A 14,686-nucleotide genomic window follows, 5' to 3' on the forward strand; every position below is an offset into this window, starting at 1 on the left:
TGAGTCCTGAACAATAGCCTGTAATAATGGCGTGGTTATTTTATGGTAATTATTACAAATGCTTTGCCTCGACTTCCAAGAACACCAGTGTCCCTATCCGTTATTGGAGAGTAAACTTTGGCTTAAACGGGCTCAAATTGGTGACCAAATACAATTGTTGTTAGGTGATAGTGGATCGCGTAGTGATATCCCCAAGTATTTTCGTCGACTAGGGCATGCTGTAACTATTGAGCAAAGCGAACATCGCTTTAGTGTCACCATTACTGTCCAACCCTTAAAGGATTAAAGCTGTAACTATGTTTAAAGTCTTATCTAACTGGTACCACCGCATGTTCTCTGATCCGGAAGCGGTGGCCATGGCCTTAGTATTAGTCATTGGCTTTGTGCTTTTGTACTTTTTTGGCAACTTGCTCGCACCGTTACTAATTGCATTGGTTTTGGCTTATTTATTGGATTGGCCTGTAAGTTATTTGGCGAGCCATGGCTTTAGGCGTGGATTGGCGACGGCCTTGGTACTATTGGTGTTCTTCTTGATTGCTACCTTTACTGTGCTACGAGTGCTACCCACAGTGTGGAGCCAAGGTATGAACCTAGTGGCCGAATACCCAGTTATGCTTAACAGCAGCCAGCAGTGGTTAGAGTCTTTGCCGCAGCAATATCCAGAGTTTATTGATGGGGCATTGGTAGAAAGTGTTGTCGATAATGTACGAACTCGCTTAATGGGCATGGGAGAACAGGTTTTACAGTCTTCTTTTTCTTCAATTGTTAACTTAGCAACCGTGTTGGTTTACAGCGTATTAGTGCCATTAATGGTGTTTTTTATGCTGAGCGATAAAAAAGTACTGTTAAGCAGTGTGACTCGTTTCCTACCTAACGATCGCCGCTTGTTAACCCAAGTGTGGTCAGAGATGAATGGCCAAGTGATTAACTATATTCGTGGTAAAGCCATAGAGATCCTCGTCGTGGGCGGTACCAGTTATATTGTATTTGCGGTGATGGATTTACGTTACTCGGCATTACTCGGTGTATTAGTGGGGCTGTCAGTATTGATTCCTTTCATTGGCGCATTTGCGGTAACGCTACCTGTGGCGATGGTTGGTTTGTTTCAGTGGGGTTTAAGCCCGCAGTTTGGCTATCTAATTTTGGCTTATGGGATTATCCAAACCATTGACGGTAACGTATTAGTACCGATACTTTTCTCTGAAGCGGTTAACCTGCATCCTTTGGCCATTATTGTAGCGGTATTGGTTTTTGGTGGTTTGTGGGGGTTTTGGGGCGTATTTTTTGCCATCCCACTGGCTACATTAGTAAAAGCAGTGATGAATGCATGGCCGCATGAAAAAGTTGAAGAAGTTGAGGAAGAGCTTCCTCAACCTTAAGTGATTAAGCTTAACTAGCTAAGTAATCGAGCACTACTTGGTGGTGCTCTTTAGTTTTGAATTTGTTAAACACGTGCTCAATCTTACCTTGCTCATCAATCAAAAAGCTAATTCGGTGAATACCGTCATACTCTTTGCCCATAAACTTTTTGAGGCCCCAAACGCCAAACTGATCAGCTACCGCATGGTCTTCATCAGAGAGTAAATCGAAGTTGAGTTGATGTTTTTCAATAAACTTAGGTAAGCGTTTTACTGGATCTGGGCTCACTCCAAATACCACAGTATTGGCATCTTTAAGTTGTTCAATACTGTCTCGTAAACCACAAGCTTGAGTGGTGCAGCCTGGCGTTAAGGCTTTAGGGTAAAAATAGACTAATACTTTTTTACCCGCGTAGTCGCTAAGCTTAATGCGTTTCTCATCTTGGTTTGCTAGGTCAAATTGCGGTGCTGCTGCTCCGGCCGTCAATGTGTTCATCGAAGGTTCCTTGTTTAATGATGCTTAGTTTGACAAAAATTGCAGGTCGAATTGTTGGCTGCCTAACTCTTGGCACAATTGAGCAAATTCTTGTTCAATAATATTCGGTTGATGCTCTTGATTTAGCTTTACTTCAAATTCAGCATGAAGCATTTCCAATCCTTTCTCGGTAAAAAGATTAGACTTTAAGCCCACCATGCTCATATTGTGATCGCTAATAAACTGCGTCACTTTGCTAATCACGCCAGTAGCATCGGGTAAGGTCAGTTGCAAAACGGCGGCATGAGAATAATCGATCAGTGTATGGCGCGATGTTTTCTTCATTACTGTGAGCAATTGCAGCTCAAGTGCAGTTACTGGCAAGTGAGTTTCTATTTGCACAATCGCGTTATGCGTACCAGATACCAGCATAATGAGGGTAAACTCGGAGCCAAACAAGGCCATACGACTGTCTACAATATTACAGCCACAACCTGAAACCAATTGGGTTAATTGATTCACAATGCCCGGGCGATTGCTACCAACCGCTGTAACTACAAGGTACTGACTCATATTCTTTTTTGTATGCTTTGCAAGATTTAGAATCTCAGGATACTTGCTTAAAGAGGGGATTTCTAGCGGATAAGAACAGAGGGAGTATTAAAAGCGGAGTTTGTATCAAGCCCTTACGGTTTTCGCCTTGTGTTTATGAAAGTGGCTAAGTAGTATAGCGCCCTTACTCTGGATAGTTTTCGCTGGACGAAACCGTTTACCAGTTCATGTTTTAGTTTGTAAATGTAGTGGGATATGCAACTAGTTTCTTTTCAAACGATGAAAGTCGTGTTTTTTGGCAGCCTAGTGGCCACCCTTGCCGCGTGCTCAAGTTCCGGTGAAAAAAATCGCCAAGCCGAACGTAATTTTGATTACCTAGAGGCCACTCAAGTAGAGCCTTTAGCTATTCCCGCGGGCGTTAACCCTCCTGAATATAGTTCTGAATTTGTAATCCCTGAACCTAAACCCGACAGTGAAGAGCTGTTTGGTCGAGAAGTTGATGTACGTGCGCCGGTGCAGGTTATTCCGCTTATTGCTGGTAGTCGTATTGAAGATACGGATGACGGGCTGATTTTTTGGTTTGATATATTACAAGCAGAATCAGCCGTTGAAACCCAGTCCACCATGATGCAAACCATTAGTGACTACATTGCTTACCGTAAATCAACGGTTGTTCAACGAGATGACCAACAAGCTTTTATTGCCTCTGATTGGTTGGTTGACCGCGAAACGGTTGAAGGAAACTGGTGGCTTTTTTCTAGCGATACGGTAATGGAACAACGTCAAAAGTTTACTTACCAGTTAGAAGTTAAACCGCATGGTCGAACTGCAGGTTTACGCGTTAGCTTTATCGATGGTGAGATTTATCGAGACGGTAACGATGAAGCACTAGAGCTTGATGATTTTGATAAACAGCGTTTGGCTGTGGTTGAACTTAATCGATTAATTGGTTACGTAAATGACCGTCGAGAAGAGTTAGAAGCTCAATTGGCCGAGCAGCGCGAGCAAACTCGTATTGCCGCAATGAGTGAATCTGAAAAAGAGCAGCTATTCGATGAAACTGTAAGCTTGGTTTTGGTTAACGATAGTGGAGCATCCTACTTTAAAGCGCGCGCAGACATGGAAAAAACCATGAAGCGTTTGCGTTTAGTATTGCCATTGGCTGGTTTTACCATCACCGACTACATTGCTAACTCAGGTAGCTTATACCTCACTTACGATCGTCCTCCAGAGCAAATATTAGAAACCTATGGTCTAACTACCATGGAGTTTGAAGAGAAGGACTATTTATTCACTGTGGGCTCTAACGGTAATGTCACGCAAATTACCTTAGCAGATGCTGAAGGAGTGGTGCTTAAACCAAGTGAGGTTAAAGCCTTATATCCTTATCTAGCGATTCTAATGAAGATGGGCATTGATACAAGCGATAGCTTGTCACGCTAATAACGCTAGTCGATTAAGCCTGAACAAAAAAGGTCCCACATGGGACCTTTTTTCTTATACTGAATATGAGTTTTTTGTAAATTATCGTTTTTACTTTACTGTTCTATCGAACAGTAAAATTCTTTTTGTTTCTTAGTGTGGCACTTATTCTTGGTAATTAAGTCGTAGCTGAAGTTAAAAACCAAGCTCTGCGAGTCATACTGTATATGGAGGTACAATGATGAAAGCAATTTTATCGGTTAGTATTTTACTCGCGTTAAGTGCGTGTAGTAATAGTCAACATACGGGAGCTAGCACTGCCCCTGAAGGTCAACAACCATTAAGCCCCGAGCAAAGTGGCCTAATTCAAGAGGTTGAGCCCAGTCACTCTAGTGTTGATACTATCGGTGCAAATGCCGATACCAGTGATGTGCATATGTCGAGTATCGAGCCAGAAGTAGAAGCTATGTTTGAGCAGCTTATTGTGCAAGCGGTTGCCGATGGAGATCATCAAAAGGCATTAAGATTTGTTCAAGATGCAGAGCAAGCTGGCTCTATTAAAGCGAGGAAAATATACGAGGACGCGGTAAAAGTTCAACCTTAAGTTCAACTTTTATGTCGGCATCAAAGTGACTCTGATTACACCATGTTGATATAGGTTATTTGGTATCTTGAGCTTCTCTAGGTATCTTGTTTTTGATTATTCGATTTAAGCGCAGCAGCCTGTATCAATAGGAATTAGCATCAAAGCAAATCAAGGCGGGCTGTCTAAACAGTCAGTTTACTGTTCGTCTTGCTCTTCTCGTAAGTCCGCTTTACGGTTGTTTTGTTCGATCTTCTTACGTAGCTCTGGAGTGATGTTAAAGCTGCCCATATGCCTCAACATCATGATGTTTCCAGCAATAAAACCGAGCACTAATACAATGATCAAAATAACGTATGGGGTACTCATTTAGGCCGCCTTTGCTAATCGCTCAATCAAGCTACTATTTTGTGTAAGTTTACACTGGATATAAAGCTAAGCACCGTTACGACTAACAATAATTGTGCGGGTGGTGGTGATTTCTTAAATAAGGGCACTAACCACAATAGGGTTGCAGCGAGTAATAGCGCACTCATTATTACAAACTGTTTGACCAAAGCGCTATTTTCATCAAGCTGGCCACTGGTGAGTAAGTATATACAAACGCAAATCAGACTTACCATTGCTGCCGCTAAACCTACAAATGGAAGCAACTTGTCGAAACTGGTGAGTCGATGTTTAGCCTTAACCATTAGCCAGTTGGTCATTGCCGCAGCACAAGCAGCAAAGCTAAATACCATTAAGGCATGTTGACTTAGTATGTAAGCTGCACTCAATAGTAGCGGAGCCCCCATTGCCCACCAATAGGTGAGTGGCAAGCTACGCTTATGTTTCAGTTTATTGAGCTTAAAGCTCAAGACCCAGCCCAAAAAAGCACTGATAAATACTAATACCACTAAACCAATAGCTTGCTGGCTTTCATAACCACTTAAGGCCGCTAAAGTAATAAAGCTCACTAAGGTACTTAATTGACGCTGGATACGGCCGGTTTGCCCAGGGCAGAGTTCGCCTTTATGCAGCACTAGCATAAGCAATAAGAAAGCTAAGGCTGAACTGCTAACCAAGCTAACAAATAAGGTTGAGTACAAACTGGGCATTAGTTCTCCGGTGAACAGATGTTAGTAACATATTGGCTAAATATGTTATCGATATGAAGTTTGATGGTGTTAAGGCCAGCAGCGTTAGCCGCTTGTAAGTGGCTAAGTGCTGTCTCAGCATTTAAGTCTTTGAGGAATGCGGCACTGGTTTGCTGGTGGCTTAAATGCCAAGGCTCAAATTCTACGCCGCCTTGAAATTGCCGATAGGGATAAAAGAAACCGTGTTCCGCAGCATGCTTTTCTAGCCATAATGCTAAAGGGTACTGGCTACCACCAAGAGTATACTCTTGAGGAATCAAGCTTAAAGATTGGTTAGGTGCCAGCAAATCAGGGTCGTAAAAATCGAAATCACAACCCCAGTGGTGACGACTGGTTCCAGGCAATGCCGACCAGCGTAAAATGGCATGCATTTTTTGCTCGTCGCTTAAACTGTCCAAGTTTAAGGCTTGGCTATCTTTATCAAGTACCGGGCGTAAACCATTCCACTTGTTATTCCAAATAAGCAATTGCCTATGGAAGTCTCTATAGCCGCTAAAAATGCTTAAATTGAAGCCGTCTTGTTTCGCAGCTTCAATTAAACTTTGCAAGTTATCTAGCACTGCACAATGAACCCAGCCTAAAGTAGGTTCATTCTGCAGTAAGTCTTTACTTAGTCCGTAAAGACCTAAGTGCTTAGACGCATTGCTCATTATTTGCCTAGTACATTAACTAAAAGCTCGTAATACATGTCTGTAAGCTGTTCTAAATCAGCTACTTTTACGCACTCGTTTACTTTATGAATGGTGGCGTTAATTGGCCCAAGCTCAACCACTTGAGTACCCATTTTGGCAATGAATCGACCGTCTGAGGTACCGCCAGTGGTGAGTAGCTCTGGCGCTGTTTTAGCTACTTTAGTTACCGCTTCGCTAACCGCTGTTAGAAAGTCACCTTCTTCAGTTAAAAAAGGTTGGCCGTTATAGGTCCAATCAAGTTGGTAATCTAAACCGTGGCTATCAAAGATATTATGTACACGCTTCACAATGTCTTGGTCGGTAAGCTCAGTTGAGTAGCGAAAGTTAAATTGTACGTCTAATTCGCCTGGAATAACGTTTGAAGCACCGGTACCCGAGTGAATGTTGGCAATTTGAAAACTGGTAGGCGGGAAAAATTGGTTACCGTTATCCCAGTGCATTGCCGCGAGCTCGGCTAAAGCTGGCGCCGCATCATGAATCGGGTTTTTAGCCAAATGAGGATAGGCAACATGGCCCTGAATACCCTTAACCGTAATATCACCAGTAAGTGAACCGCGACGGCCATTTTTAACAACATCGCCTACGCGATGAGTAGAAGAGGGCTCGCCTACTAAACACATATCAATAATTTCGTTACGTGCCATTAAGGTGTCTACCACGCGGGTAGTCCCATTGATAAATGGCCCTTCTTCATCAGACGTGATCAAGAAAGCGATAGAGCCTTTATGGTCAGGGTAATCCGCTACAAATCGTTCGGTAGCAACAACCATTGCAGCTAGCGAACCTTTCATATCTGCTGCACCGCGGCCATGTAATACACCATCAATAACCGTTGGCTCAAAAGGGGGGGTATGCCATTTTTCTGCGGGGCCCGGTGGCACTACATCTGTGTGGCCAGCAAAGCAAAATAGTGGGCCAGTGTTGCCTCGGCGCGCCCACATATTAGTGGTATCTTCAAATACCATTTCTTCGATGTTAAAACCTGCAGGGCTTAGGCGATCAGCCATCAACTTTTGGCAATCACAATCTTCAGGCGTTACCGAGGGGCGGCTGATGAGATCTTTGGCTAAATGTAAAACTGGGCTATCAGACATGTAAATTACGCTTCCGGAAAAAAGAGTTGTTGGTAAAGATCGGCTTTAAAGCCTAGAGTGAAATTTTGCTCTACTTGCAGCAAGGGGCGTTTTATCATTGCCGGAAACTGCTCTAGTAGATCAATCGCAGCGCTTTCGTCTAAACTCGCTTTTTGCTCATCACTTAGTTGTCGGTAAGTGGTACCGCGTTTATTGAGTACAGCTTCCCAACCCAACAGTTTGCACCACTGGCCAATTTGCTGCTTGGTGACTCCGTCTTTACGGTAGTCGTGGAAGGTAAATTCGATGTTGTGTTCGCTTAACCAACGGCGGGCTTTTTTTATTGTGTCGCAGTTGGGGATGCCGAACATGACGATATTAGACGCTGACATGTAAGTTCCCTTTTTATATTTTGGCTAAGAATACCAGAGCTAGCAGTAAAGCTCATCGGGCAATTAAGCTTAAGCGGGGAAATAAATTAACATCGGTAAATTTAAGGCAAAAAAAACCACGCAATTAAGCGTGGTTTTTAACAGTAGCGAGCGCTTACTTAATAATAGTAAGTACTGGCGTTTCGGCAATGGTGACAGAGCCTGATTTTTTCACTAACTCTTTAATCTCATCCATGTTAGAGATTACCACTGGAGTCAGCGTTGATTTTGCTTTTTCTTCTAGCAAGGCTAAATCAAACTCGATGATAACATCACCTTGTTTAACGTCTTGACCTTCAGATGCGATACGGGTGAAACCTTCGCCTTTCAGCTCAACGGTATCAATACCAAAGTGAACGAACATCTCGATACCGTCAGTTGATTCCAACGAGAACGCATGGTTAGTTTCGAAAATTTTACCAATGGTTCCATCACAAGGTGCAACCATTTTGTTGCCGGTAGGTTTAATCGCGATGCCATCACCAACGATTTTTTCAGCAAATACTACATCAGGCACTTCTTCAATAGGAACAATTTCGCCAGATAGTGGGGCGATAATATCGATACCGCTTTTGCTTGAACTATCATCTGAAACCATTTTCTTGAATTTGTCGAATAGACCCATTGTGGCGCTCCTAAATTCTTATGTATTGTGCAGTTGCAACTATCTTAACAGACGGAATTTTGTTTAACAAAAGTGTCAACTAACGTTTCAATCTCAGCGGCTGTAGGCAGCGCTAATGCTTGGTCGGCTAATTGCTTCACTTCAGCATAATTTGAATTACGGATCAGTTTTTTGATCCGAGGTATAGAAATGGCACTCATTGAAAATTCATCCAGTCCCATACCCATTAATAACAAAGTAGCGGTTTCATCACCGGCTAATTCACCACACATGCCTGTCCACTTGCCTGCAGCATGAGACGCGTCGATAACCTGTTTAATCAGAGTTAACACCGCTGGAGACATTGGGTTGTATAGCGCAGAAATAAGTTCGTTACCTCGGTCAACCGCTAGAGTGTACTGAGTTAAGTCGTTGGTTCCAATACTAAAGAAGTCTACTTCCTTAATTAAATGGTGAGCAATAGCTGCTGCTGCTGGTGTTTCAACCATTACACCCACTTCAACGTCTTCATCGTAAGCAATACCTGCTTGGCGAAGATCAGCTTTAAGGGTATCTAGTACGCCGTTAAGTTTGCGGATTTCTTCAACCGACACAATCATCGGGAACATAATACGCACTTTACCAAACGCAGAGGCGCGAAGTAGCGCACGTAACTGTGCGTTCATAATCTCTTCACGGTCGAAGAAGATACGAATGGCGCGCCAGCCCAAGAATGGGTTCATTTCTTTTGGAAGATCTAAGTAAGGCAGATCTTTGTCGCCACCAATATCCATAGTACGGATAATAACGGGGTGGCCTTGCATTGCTTCTACAACGGCTTTGTATGCTTCAAATTGCTCATCTTCAGTTGGCAGAGAATCGCGGTCCATAAACAAGAACTCTGTGCGGTAAAGACCGACACCTTCAGAACCGTTGCGATGTGCACCGTCTACATCTTTAATGGTACCAATGTTGGCACATACTTCTATTTGGTGACCGTCTAAAGAGATCGCCGGTAAGTCTTTTAACTTAGCTAACTCAGCTTTCTCGTCCAAGTAGGCCTGCTGGCGCTGCTTATAAGTGGCTAACTGCTCATCGCTGGGATTAATCACTACTTCGTTATTGATAGCGTCTAACGCAATAATGTCGCCATTTTTCACTTGCTGAGTAATATCGTTAGTACCCACAATTGCAGGTAACTCCAATGATCGAGCCATGATAGAGGTATGCGAAGTGCGGCCGCCGATATCGGTAACAAAACCCAGTACTTTATCGAGGTTAATTTGCGCTGTTTCAGACGGCGTTAAATCATTAGCTACCAATACCACTTCTTCAGTGATAGTGCTAAGCGATACGATTTCGATACCGAGAATGTTTTTAACTAAACGTGAACCAATATCACGGAAATCGGTAGCACGTTCTTTTAAATAGGGGTCATCTAATTCGGCTAGCATTTGCGCATTTTGCTCAATAATGGTGTGAGCGGCTTTGTCTGCACTAGCCAAATTGTCTTTGATGCAGGCTAGAATTTCTTCTTCAAGCTCTTCATCTTCTAACAACATGATATGGCCTTCGAAGATAGCTTCTTTCTCTTCGCCGAAGGTTTTACCTGCCATTTGTTTAATTTCTTCGAGCTGCGCCGACGTTTTGTTTCTGCCGTCGAAAAAGCGTTGTACTTCGCTGTCTACTTGCGCTGCATCGATCTTTGCTTGATTAATAACTACTGCTTGCTCAGCAAGTAATAGTGCTTTACCAAATGAAATTCCTGGAGATGCCAGAATACCTGAAATCATAACCTACACCTATTTAGTTGAACTTGTTAAAGGATTGAAAAAAAAGACTTATTCAAGTTCATCCATTAACGCAACTAGCTTTTCAACGGCTGCTGTTTCGTCTTCACCTTCAGCACGAATAACAACGCTAGTGCCTTTAGTTAGGCCTAGGGTTTGTAGTTTGAACAAGCTTTTAGCGCTTGCAGATTTACCATTGCTTTCTACTACGATGTCGCTAGAAAATGCTTTGGCTTCTTTAACGAATTGAGCCGCAGGGCGAGTATGAAGACCATTTTCTGCAGTGATAACAACACTTTTCTCAAACATACGAACATTCCTCAAATTTAAATTATGTCGTCTAAAGATTGATATAAGCTTAGACGTTTATTAGTAAAACGTTTTCGTGAAAAAAATAACGCATATCGCGAGCGATAAGTTTAATCTGCGTCAAATTTTCAGGCTAAGTTGTACTGTGTTACGTTAAATTACATAGCTTGCTAGCTATTAAGTGTATGTAATTATTATATTTATACTAATTTGTCGAAGTGAACAATGTATCTATTTTGATACCTTTTGTTACAAACAGATACATTGTAAAGCTCAGTTTTTAGCGGTTTTGAGTATAGTTTTTGCGTTTTTGTTGCACAAGTCGTCTTGGTTAATTTTCTCTAGAAATAAAGTTTCTCTTGCAAAAAAAAAGCGACCCATCACAGGATCGCTTTTTATCGCTTGCTTTGAGGAATATTTACTGAACGTTCTCTTGTTCAGTAAAGGTGTCAGCAAACAAAGCACTTGATAGGTAGCGCTCGCCAGAACTTGGCAGAATAACAACGATGTTTTTATCTGCATACTCTGGTTTTTCAGCAATGCGATTCGCAGCTACAACTGCCGCACCAGAAGAGATACCAGCCAAAATGCCTTCTTCTTCCATTAAGCGCTGAGCCATCGCAATCGCGTCTTCATTGGTGACTTGCTCAACCACGTCAACCATTTCCAAATCTAGGTTACCAGGGATGAAACCTGCACCAATACCTTGGATTTTATGTGGACCAGGCGTTAAGTCTTCACCCGCTTTAGCTTGAGCAATTACCGGTGAATCTACTGGTTCAACAGCAACAGAAGTAATGTTTTTACCTTGCTCTAGCTTAATGTAACGGCTAACACCTGTAATAGTACCACCCGTACCAACACCGGCTACAAATACGTCAATTTCACCATCGGTATCTTCCCAAATTTCTGGGCCTGTGGTTTTTTCGTGGATCTCTGGGTTAGCTGGGTTATCAAATTGGCCCAGTAAAACATATTTCTCTGGGTTGCCATCGCGAATTTCTTCAGCTTTGCCAATAGCGCCTTTCATACCTTTAGCGCCTTCAGTCAATACTAAGTTGGCACCAAGTGCTTTAAGTAACTTACGGCGTTCTAGGCTCATGGTGTTAGGCATGGTTAGCGTAATTGGGTAACCGCGAGACGCAGCAACAAACGCAAGCGCAATACCGGTGTTACCGCTAGTTGGTTCAATGATTTCTTTACCTGGACCCAACAAGCCTTTTTTCTCTGCATCCCATACTAGGTTTGCGCCAATACGACACTTAACACTGAAGCTTGGGTTACGGCTTTCTACTTTAGCTAATACGTTGCCTTTACTTACACGATTAAGGCGAACTAGCGGAGTACGACCGATAGTCAGGGAATTGTCTTCATAAATCTTACTCATTGAAACGTCCTTTTTAGGTTAATACGCTTGCTACAATCAGTGGTTATTAGCACTAAGCAGCATCACTGTTATTACTAGCATAACGCGCGATTTGCGAAGGGGAAGTAACGTTTATTTATAACGTTATGTAATTAAGAGATAAATTGATATGCCCTGATGCACAGACATGTTTACTTTTTGTGACGCTAAATAAGCGAGTTGTCGGGCGAGTTTTTCTAGCACGTATTAAAATTAGTTATAGTATAAACCTATAGCGAACATGGAATTAACGTAGACAAAAGGGCAAAGCTAAATGGATAAAGTCGCTCGATTAGCTAGCAAACATTGGATTGTGGCATTGGTATTGTTTTCTATTTATGGCATTCAAGTGTGCCCTTTTTTAGAAGCACAAACCCCGTTGCAGTTGTTGTTACCTATCGTGTTGGGCTTTATGTTTACCTTGTTATTACGCCGTATTTTCTGTTTGCGGATTGAGCGAAAAGCCAAAGAGTTACAAGTAGCGGCTCAATTTAAACTCGATCTGGCCTTATTCATGTTCATTAGCGTGATAGTGGTGACATATAACAGCCTAATGTTTGAACCTCCTTGGGAGTCAAACTTAAAAGTAATCATGGGCTTAAGCGCATTAGGTTTCTATATCGCTGCCGATTTAGCGTTACTTAAAGAATGGCAAATAGCCTTAGAGTTAGAGAAAACACAGCAACACTTGGCCATTCAGGCTCAGGGCTTTGCTGTGGGGAAAAAGTTTTCAGCATTTGCAATAAGCAGTGCCTTTGTTTTAGCGGGTATTATCTTTTTGGTGATTAATAAAGATTTGGAGTGGCTGGTTATGGTGGGCAGCGAGCGCTATCCCCTGCCGCTTGCTCAGCGATACATTGTTACCGAGTTAGCCTTTGTATTGGCGGTGGTAATGGCTTACGTTATTAGAGTGATTTTTTCTTACTCAAGAAACTTGCAGCGGTTATTAGAGAATCAAAATAACAGCTTAGCGATGGTCCAAAATGGCCAACTGGATACGCAAGTTACTGTTAGCAGTAACGATGAGTTTGGCATTATTGCTCAGCGTACTAACACTATGATTAGCAGCTTGCAGCGCAGTACCCATTCTTTGCATCAAACTCGCGATATTGCTATTCACAGTCTTGCTTCGTTAGCGGAAACCCGTGACAACGAAACCGGCGCACATATTTTGCGTACTCAATATTACGTGAAAGCTTTAGCCGAAGAACTGAAACACCAGCCTGGGTTTGTTGAGCTACTCACAGAGCAAAATATAGAATTGATTTATAAATCTGCACCCTTGCACGACATCGGCAAGGTAGGGATACCTGATGCGATTTTGCTGAAACCTGGCAAGTTAGACGATGAGCAATGGTTGGTGATGCGCCAGCATCCACAAATAGGCGCTAATGCATTAGCTGAAGCTGAACGTCATTTTGGCAGTGAAGATGCGGCGTTTTTACAGTTTGCTAAAGAAATTGCTTTATCTCACCACGAGAAATGGGATGGTAGCGGCTACCCACATGGATCTGTAGGCAGTGATATACCGCTAAGTGCGCGATTAATGGCCTTAGCCGATGTATACGATGCCTTAATCAGTAAGCGGGTGTACAAGCCTGCGTTTTCTCACGAGAAGGCTAAGCAAATAATATTGGAAGGCAAGGGCAAGCATTTTGACCCAGCAGTGGTAGAGGCGTTTTGCCGTTGTGAGCAGCAATTTGTAGAGATTGCTGCTCAATACCAAGACAAACCAGGACAAGCGGCTTAATCCGTGTAAACCACTATAGACACTCGGTAACGGTCACGTTTTGGGCTGCGCTCTACAGTGTACACGGAGTAGTGGGTCGCGTTTAGCGTGGCGGCCCATTCCACGGCGTCTTTTTCTGCAAGATCTAAATCTAACTCACTTAAAAAAGTTTTTTGTGCCACTTTGCTTAAATTCATCTCTTTGGCGTCACCGTAAGATATTTTTTGTAAAACAGTGTTAGCCATTACAGAGTGTGTGCCCATTACACTTAGGCTTAACAATAGGCCTGATAATAAAAATGATTTTGCTTTCATGTTATTTTTCCTCAACCAGTTGCTTGCGATAAACATCAACCCAAATCGCAGTGGCACCACATACGGCTACCGGCATAATAATTAAATTTAATAAAGGTACGGTACTACAAAATAAAACGATCGCTCCAAAACCACTGTTACGAATTCGATCCTGTTTTAGATGGTCACGCATTGTGTCGAACGGGATGCGATGGTTATCAAAAGGATAATCAATGTACTGAATACTCATCATCCAGGCAGTGAATAAAAACCACAAAACAGGTGCGACGGTTTGGCCAATCGCAGGGATTAAAAACAACAATAGCAGCCCAAGCGCTTTAGGGAGCCAGTACCATAGTTTTTGCAATTCTCGAGAGAAGATTCGCGGTAAGTCTTTGATTAAATCAACGAAAGACATATCGTCAACTTTTTTCCCGCTTAGGTGTAATTCTACTTTTTCGGCCAGTAAACCGTTAAATGGTGCGGCTATCCAGTTACCAATAATGCTAAAGGTAAAACCAAACACCATTAAAATCGCAATAATGGCGCTTGGCCAAATTAACCAGCTTAACCAATCTAACCAGCTTGGTAGGTAATCCATTATTTGTTGTACCCAGCCACCAAGCTGTTGGTACAAAAAGACAAACGCGCCACCAAATAACAAGATGTTAGCTAACAGGGGAATCATTACAAATAGTCGCAAACCGGGTTGAGTAATTAATTGAAAACCTTGTGCGATGTATGAAATTCCGCTGCGAGAGGCTAGCGAACTCTGCGTCATTGTTGTGATCCCTCGTTTGTTTATGGACGCCTATATTACAAAGCGTTGATAGC

General features: G+C 42.6%; 18 protein-coding genes. 5 read left to right on the plus strand and 13 right to left on the minus strand.

Annotated features, from left to right (window positions below; genetic code table 11):
- Window positions 1–58: 58 nt before the first annotated feature.
- Both Q4592_RS20805 and Q4592_RS20810 read left to right on the plus strand, forming a co-directional pair.
- Entirely contained in the window at window positions 59–286 is a 228-nt protein-coding gene (locus Q4592_RS20805; RefSeq protein ID WP_303516671.1) for a sulfurtransferase TusA family protein, read from the plus strand.
- Between the two features lie 10 nt (window positions 287–296).
- Window positions 297–1,379: an AI-2E family transporter gene (locus Q4592_RS20810; RefSeq protein ID WP_137674953.1), complete on the plus strand. Its 1,083-nt coding sequence runs from the start codon at window positions 297–299 to the stop codon at window positions 1,377–1,379.
- 10 nt (window positions 1,380–1,389) lie between these two features.
- Here Q4592_RS20810 and bcp read toward each other — a convergent pair whose 3' ends face one another.
- Window positions 1,390–1,854, minus strand: coding sequence for a thioredoxin-dependent thiol peroxidase (gene bcp, locus Q4592_RS20815; protein ID WP_303516673.1), 465 nt, complete (start codon window positions 1,852–1,854; stop codon window positions 1,390–1,392).
- Between the two features lie 24 nt (window positions 1,855–1,878).
- Complete coding sequence (locus tag Q4592_RS20820) at window positions 1,879–2,406, minus strand: glycine cleavage system protein R (RefSeq protein ID WP_137674955.1); 528 nt, start codon at window positions 2,404–2,406, stop codon at window positions 1,879–1,881.
- Between the two features lie 234 nt (window positions 2,407–2,640).
- On the opposite strand from Q4592_RS20820, the gene bamC reads away from it, so the two are divergent.
- Window positions 2,641–3,828 carry an outer membrane protein assembly factor BamC gene (gene bamC / locus Q4592_RS20825; protein WP_303516675.1) on the plus strand — a complete coding sequence of 396 codons (1,188 nt, stop codon included), beginning with the start codon at window positions 2,641–2,643 and terminating at the stop codon, window positions 3,826–3,828.
- Window positions 3,829–4,045: 217 nt separating this feature from the next.
- Window positions 4,046–4,411: a hypothetical protein gene (locus Q4592_RS20830; RefSeq protein ID WP_303516676.1), complete on the plus strand. Its 366-nt coding sequence runs from the start codon at window positions 4,046–4,048 to the stop codon at window positions 4,409–4,411.
- 177 nt (window positions 4,412–4,588) lie between these two features.
- Here the strand turns inward: Q4592_RS20830 and Q4592_RS20835 are convergent, their stop codons facing one another.
- The 9 genes from Q4592_RS20835 to cysK form a co-directional block, all read right to left on the minus strand.
- Window positions 4,589–4,759: a DUF2897 family protein gene (locus Q4592_RS20835; protein WP_137674958.1), complete on the minus strand. Its 171-nt coding sequence runs from the start codon at window positions 4,757–4,759 to the stop codon at window positions 4,589–4,591.
- Window positions 4,760–4,785: 26 nt separating this feature from the next.
- Window positions 4,786–5,487: a hypothetical protein gene (locus Q4592_RS20840; RefSeq protein ID WP_303516678.1), complete on the minus strand. Its 702-nt coding sequence runs from the start codon at window positions 5,485–5,487 to the stop codon at window positions 4,786–4,788.
- Complete coding sequence (locus tag Q4592_RS20845; protein WP_303516680.1) at window positions 5,487–6,176, minus strand: M15 family metallopeptidase; 690 nt, start codon at window positions 6,174–6,176, stop codon at window positions 5,487–5,489. The genes Q4592_RS20840 and Q4592_RS20845 overlap by 1 nt, the downstream gene beginning before the upstream one ends.
- Window positions 6,176–7,312, minus strand: coding sequence for a succinyl-diaminopimelate desuccinylase (dapE, locus tag Q4592_RS20850; RefSeq protein ID WP_303516681.1), 1,137 nt, complete (start codon window positions 7,310–7,312; stop codon window positions 6,176–6,178). Before dapE ends, Q4592_RS20845 begins: the two co-directional genes overlap by 1 nt.
- A 5-nt stretch (window positions 7,313–7,317) precedes the next feature.
- Entirely contained in the window at window positions 7,318–7,683 is a 366-nt protein-coding gene (locus tag Q4592_RS20855; protein WP_303516682.1) for an ArsC family reductase, read from the minus strand.
- Between the two features lie 154 nt (window positions 7,684–7,837).
- Complete coding sequence (crr, locus tag Q4592_RS20860) at window positions 7,838–8,347, minus strand: PTS glucose transporter subunit IIA (RefSeq protein WP_137674963.1); 510 nt, start codon at window positions 8,345–8,347, stop codon at window positions 7,838–7,840.
- Between the two features lie 44 nt (window positions 8,348–8,391).
- Window positions 8,392–10,119, minus strand: a complete 1,728-nt coding sequence (ptsI, locus tag Q4592_RS20865) for a phosphoenolpyruvate-protein phosphotransferase PtsI (RefSeq protein ID WP_303516683.1) — start codon at window positions 10,117–10,119, stop codon at window positions 8,392–8,394.
- A 48-nt stretch (window positions 10,120–10,167) separates the two neighbouring features.
- The gene (locus tag Q4592_RS20870) at window positions 10,168–10,425 is read right to left on the minus strand and encodes an HPr family phosphocarrier protein (RefSeq protein WP_137674965.1); all 258 of its coding nucleotides are present in this window, start codon (window positions 10,423–10,425) and stop codon (window positions 10,168–10,170) included.
- Window positions 10,426–10,843: 418 nt separating this feature from the next.
- Window positions 10,844–11,812, minus strand: coding sequence for a cysteine synthase A (gene cysK / locus Q4592_RS20875; protein WP_303516685.1), 969 nt, complete (start codon window positions 11,810–11,812; stop codon window positions 10,844–10,846).
- Window positions 11,813–12,104: 292 nt separating this feature from the next.
- Here cysK and Q4592_RS20880 point away from each other — a divergent pair, with 292 nt between their 5' ends.
- Window positions 12,105–13,580, plus strand: a complete 1,476-nt coding sequence (locus Q4592_RS20880) for an HD-GYP domain-containing protein (RefSeq protein ID WP_303516687.1) — start codon at window positions 12,105–12,107, stop codon at window positions 13,578–13,580.
- Here the strand turns inward: Q4592_RS20880 and Q4592_RS20885 are convergent.
- Together Q4592_RS20885 and cysZ are read right to left on the minus strand one after the other, a co-directional pair.
- Window positions 13,577–13,873, minus strand: a complete 297-nt coding sequence (locus Q4592_RS20885) for a hypothetical protein (RefSeq protein WP_303516688.1) — start codon at window positions 13,871–13,873, stop codon at window positions 13,577–13,579. The two genes, Q4592_RS20880 and Q4592_RS20885, sit on opposite strands and share 4 nt — an antisense overlap.
- A 1-nt stretch (window position 13,874) precedes the next feature.
- Entirely contained in the window at window positions 13,875–14,633 is a 759-nt protein-coding gene (cysZ, locus tag Q4592_RS20890; protein WP_137674969.1) for a sulfate transporter CysZ, read from the minus strand.
- Between the last annotated feature and the right edge of the window lie 53 nt (window positions 14,634–14,686).

Origin of the sequence: Agarivorans sp. 1_MG-2023 (assembly GCF_030548385.1) — a bacterium.
GTDB lineage: Bacteria > Pseudomonadota > Gammaproteobacteria > Enterobacterales > Celerinatantimonadaceae > Agarivorans.

Bases quoted from the DNA above. Each gene is read 5' to 3' on its own strand.
- Q4592_RS20885 (WP_303516688.1), bottom strand. From the start codon at position 13,873: ATGAAAGCAAAATCATTTTTATTATCAGGCCTATTGTTAAGCCTAAGT.
- bamC (WP_303516675.1), top strand. From the start codon at position 2,641: ATGCAACTAGTTTCTTTTCAAACGATGAAAGTCGTGTTTTTTGGCAGC.
- Q4592_RS20820 (WP_137674955.1), bottom strand. From the start codon at position 2,406: ATGAGTCAGTACCTTGTAGTTACAGCGGTTGGTAGCAATCGCCCGGGC.
- Q4592_RS20880 (WP_303516687.1), top strand. From the start codon at position 12,105: ATGGATAAAGTCGCTCGATTAGCTAGCAAACATTGGATTGTGGCATTG.
- Q4592_RS20845 (WP_303516680.1), bottom strand. From the start codon at position 6,176: ATGAGCAATGCGTCTAAGCACTTAGGTCTTTACGGACTAAGTAAAGAC.
- cysZ (WP_137674969.1), bottom strand. From the start codon at position 14,633: ATGACGCAGAGTTCGCTAGCCTCTCGCAGCGGAATTTCATACATCGCA.
- cysK (WP_303516685.1), bottom strand. From the start codon at position 11,812: ATGAGTAAGATTTATGAAGACAATTCCCTGACTATCGGTCGTACTCCG.
- dapE (WP_303516681.1), bottom strand. From the start codon at position 7,312: ATGTCTGATAGCCCAGTTTTACATTTAGCCAAAGATCTCATCAGCCGC.
- Q4592_RS20805 (WP_303516671.1), top strand. From the start codon at position 59: ATGCTTTGCCTCGACTTCCAAGAACACCAGTGTCCCTATCCGTTATTG.
- Q4592_RS20835 (WP_137674958.1), bottom strand. From the start codon at position 4,759: ATGAGTACCCCATACGTTATTTTGATCATTGTATTAGTGCTCGGTTTT.
- crr (WP_137674963.1), bottom strand. From the start codon at position 8,347: ATGGGTCTATTCGACAAATTCAAGAAAATGGTTTCAGATGATAGTTCA.
- Q4592_RS20810 (WP_137674953.1), top strand. From the start codon at position 297: ATGTTTAAAGTCTTATCTAACTGGTACCACCGCATGTTCTCTGATCCG.
- Q4592_RS20840 (WP_303516678.1), bottom strand. From the start codon at position 5,487: ATGCCCAGTTTGTACTCAACCTTATTTGTTAGCTTGGTTAGCAGTTCA.
- Q4592_RS20855 (WP_303516682.1), bottom strand. From the start codon at position 7,683: ATGTCAGCGTCTAATATCGTCATGTTCGGCATCCCCAACTGCGACACA.
- Q4592_RS20870 (WP_137674965.1), bottom strand. From the start codon at position 10,425: ATGTTTGAGAAAAGTGTTGTTATCACTGCAGAAAATGGTCTTCATACT.
- Q4592_RS20830 (WP_303516676.1), top strand. From the start codon at position 4,046: ATGATGAAAGCAATTTTATCGGTTAGTATTTTACTCGCGTTAAGTGCG.
- ptsI (WP_303516683.1), bottom strand. From the start codon at position 10,119: ATGATTTCAGGTATTCTGGCATCTCCAGGAATTTCATTTGGTAAAGCA.
- bcp (WP_303516673.1), bottom strand. From the start codon at position 1,854: ATGAACACATTGACGGCCGGAGCAGCAGCACCGCAATTTGACCTAGCA.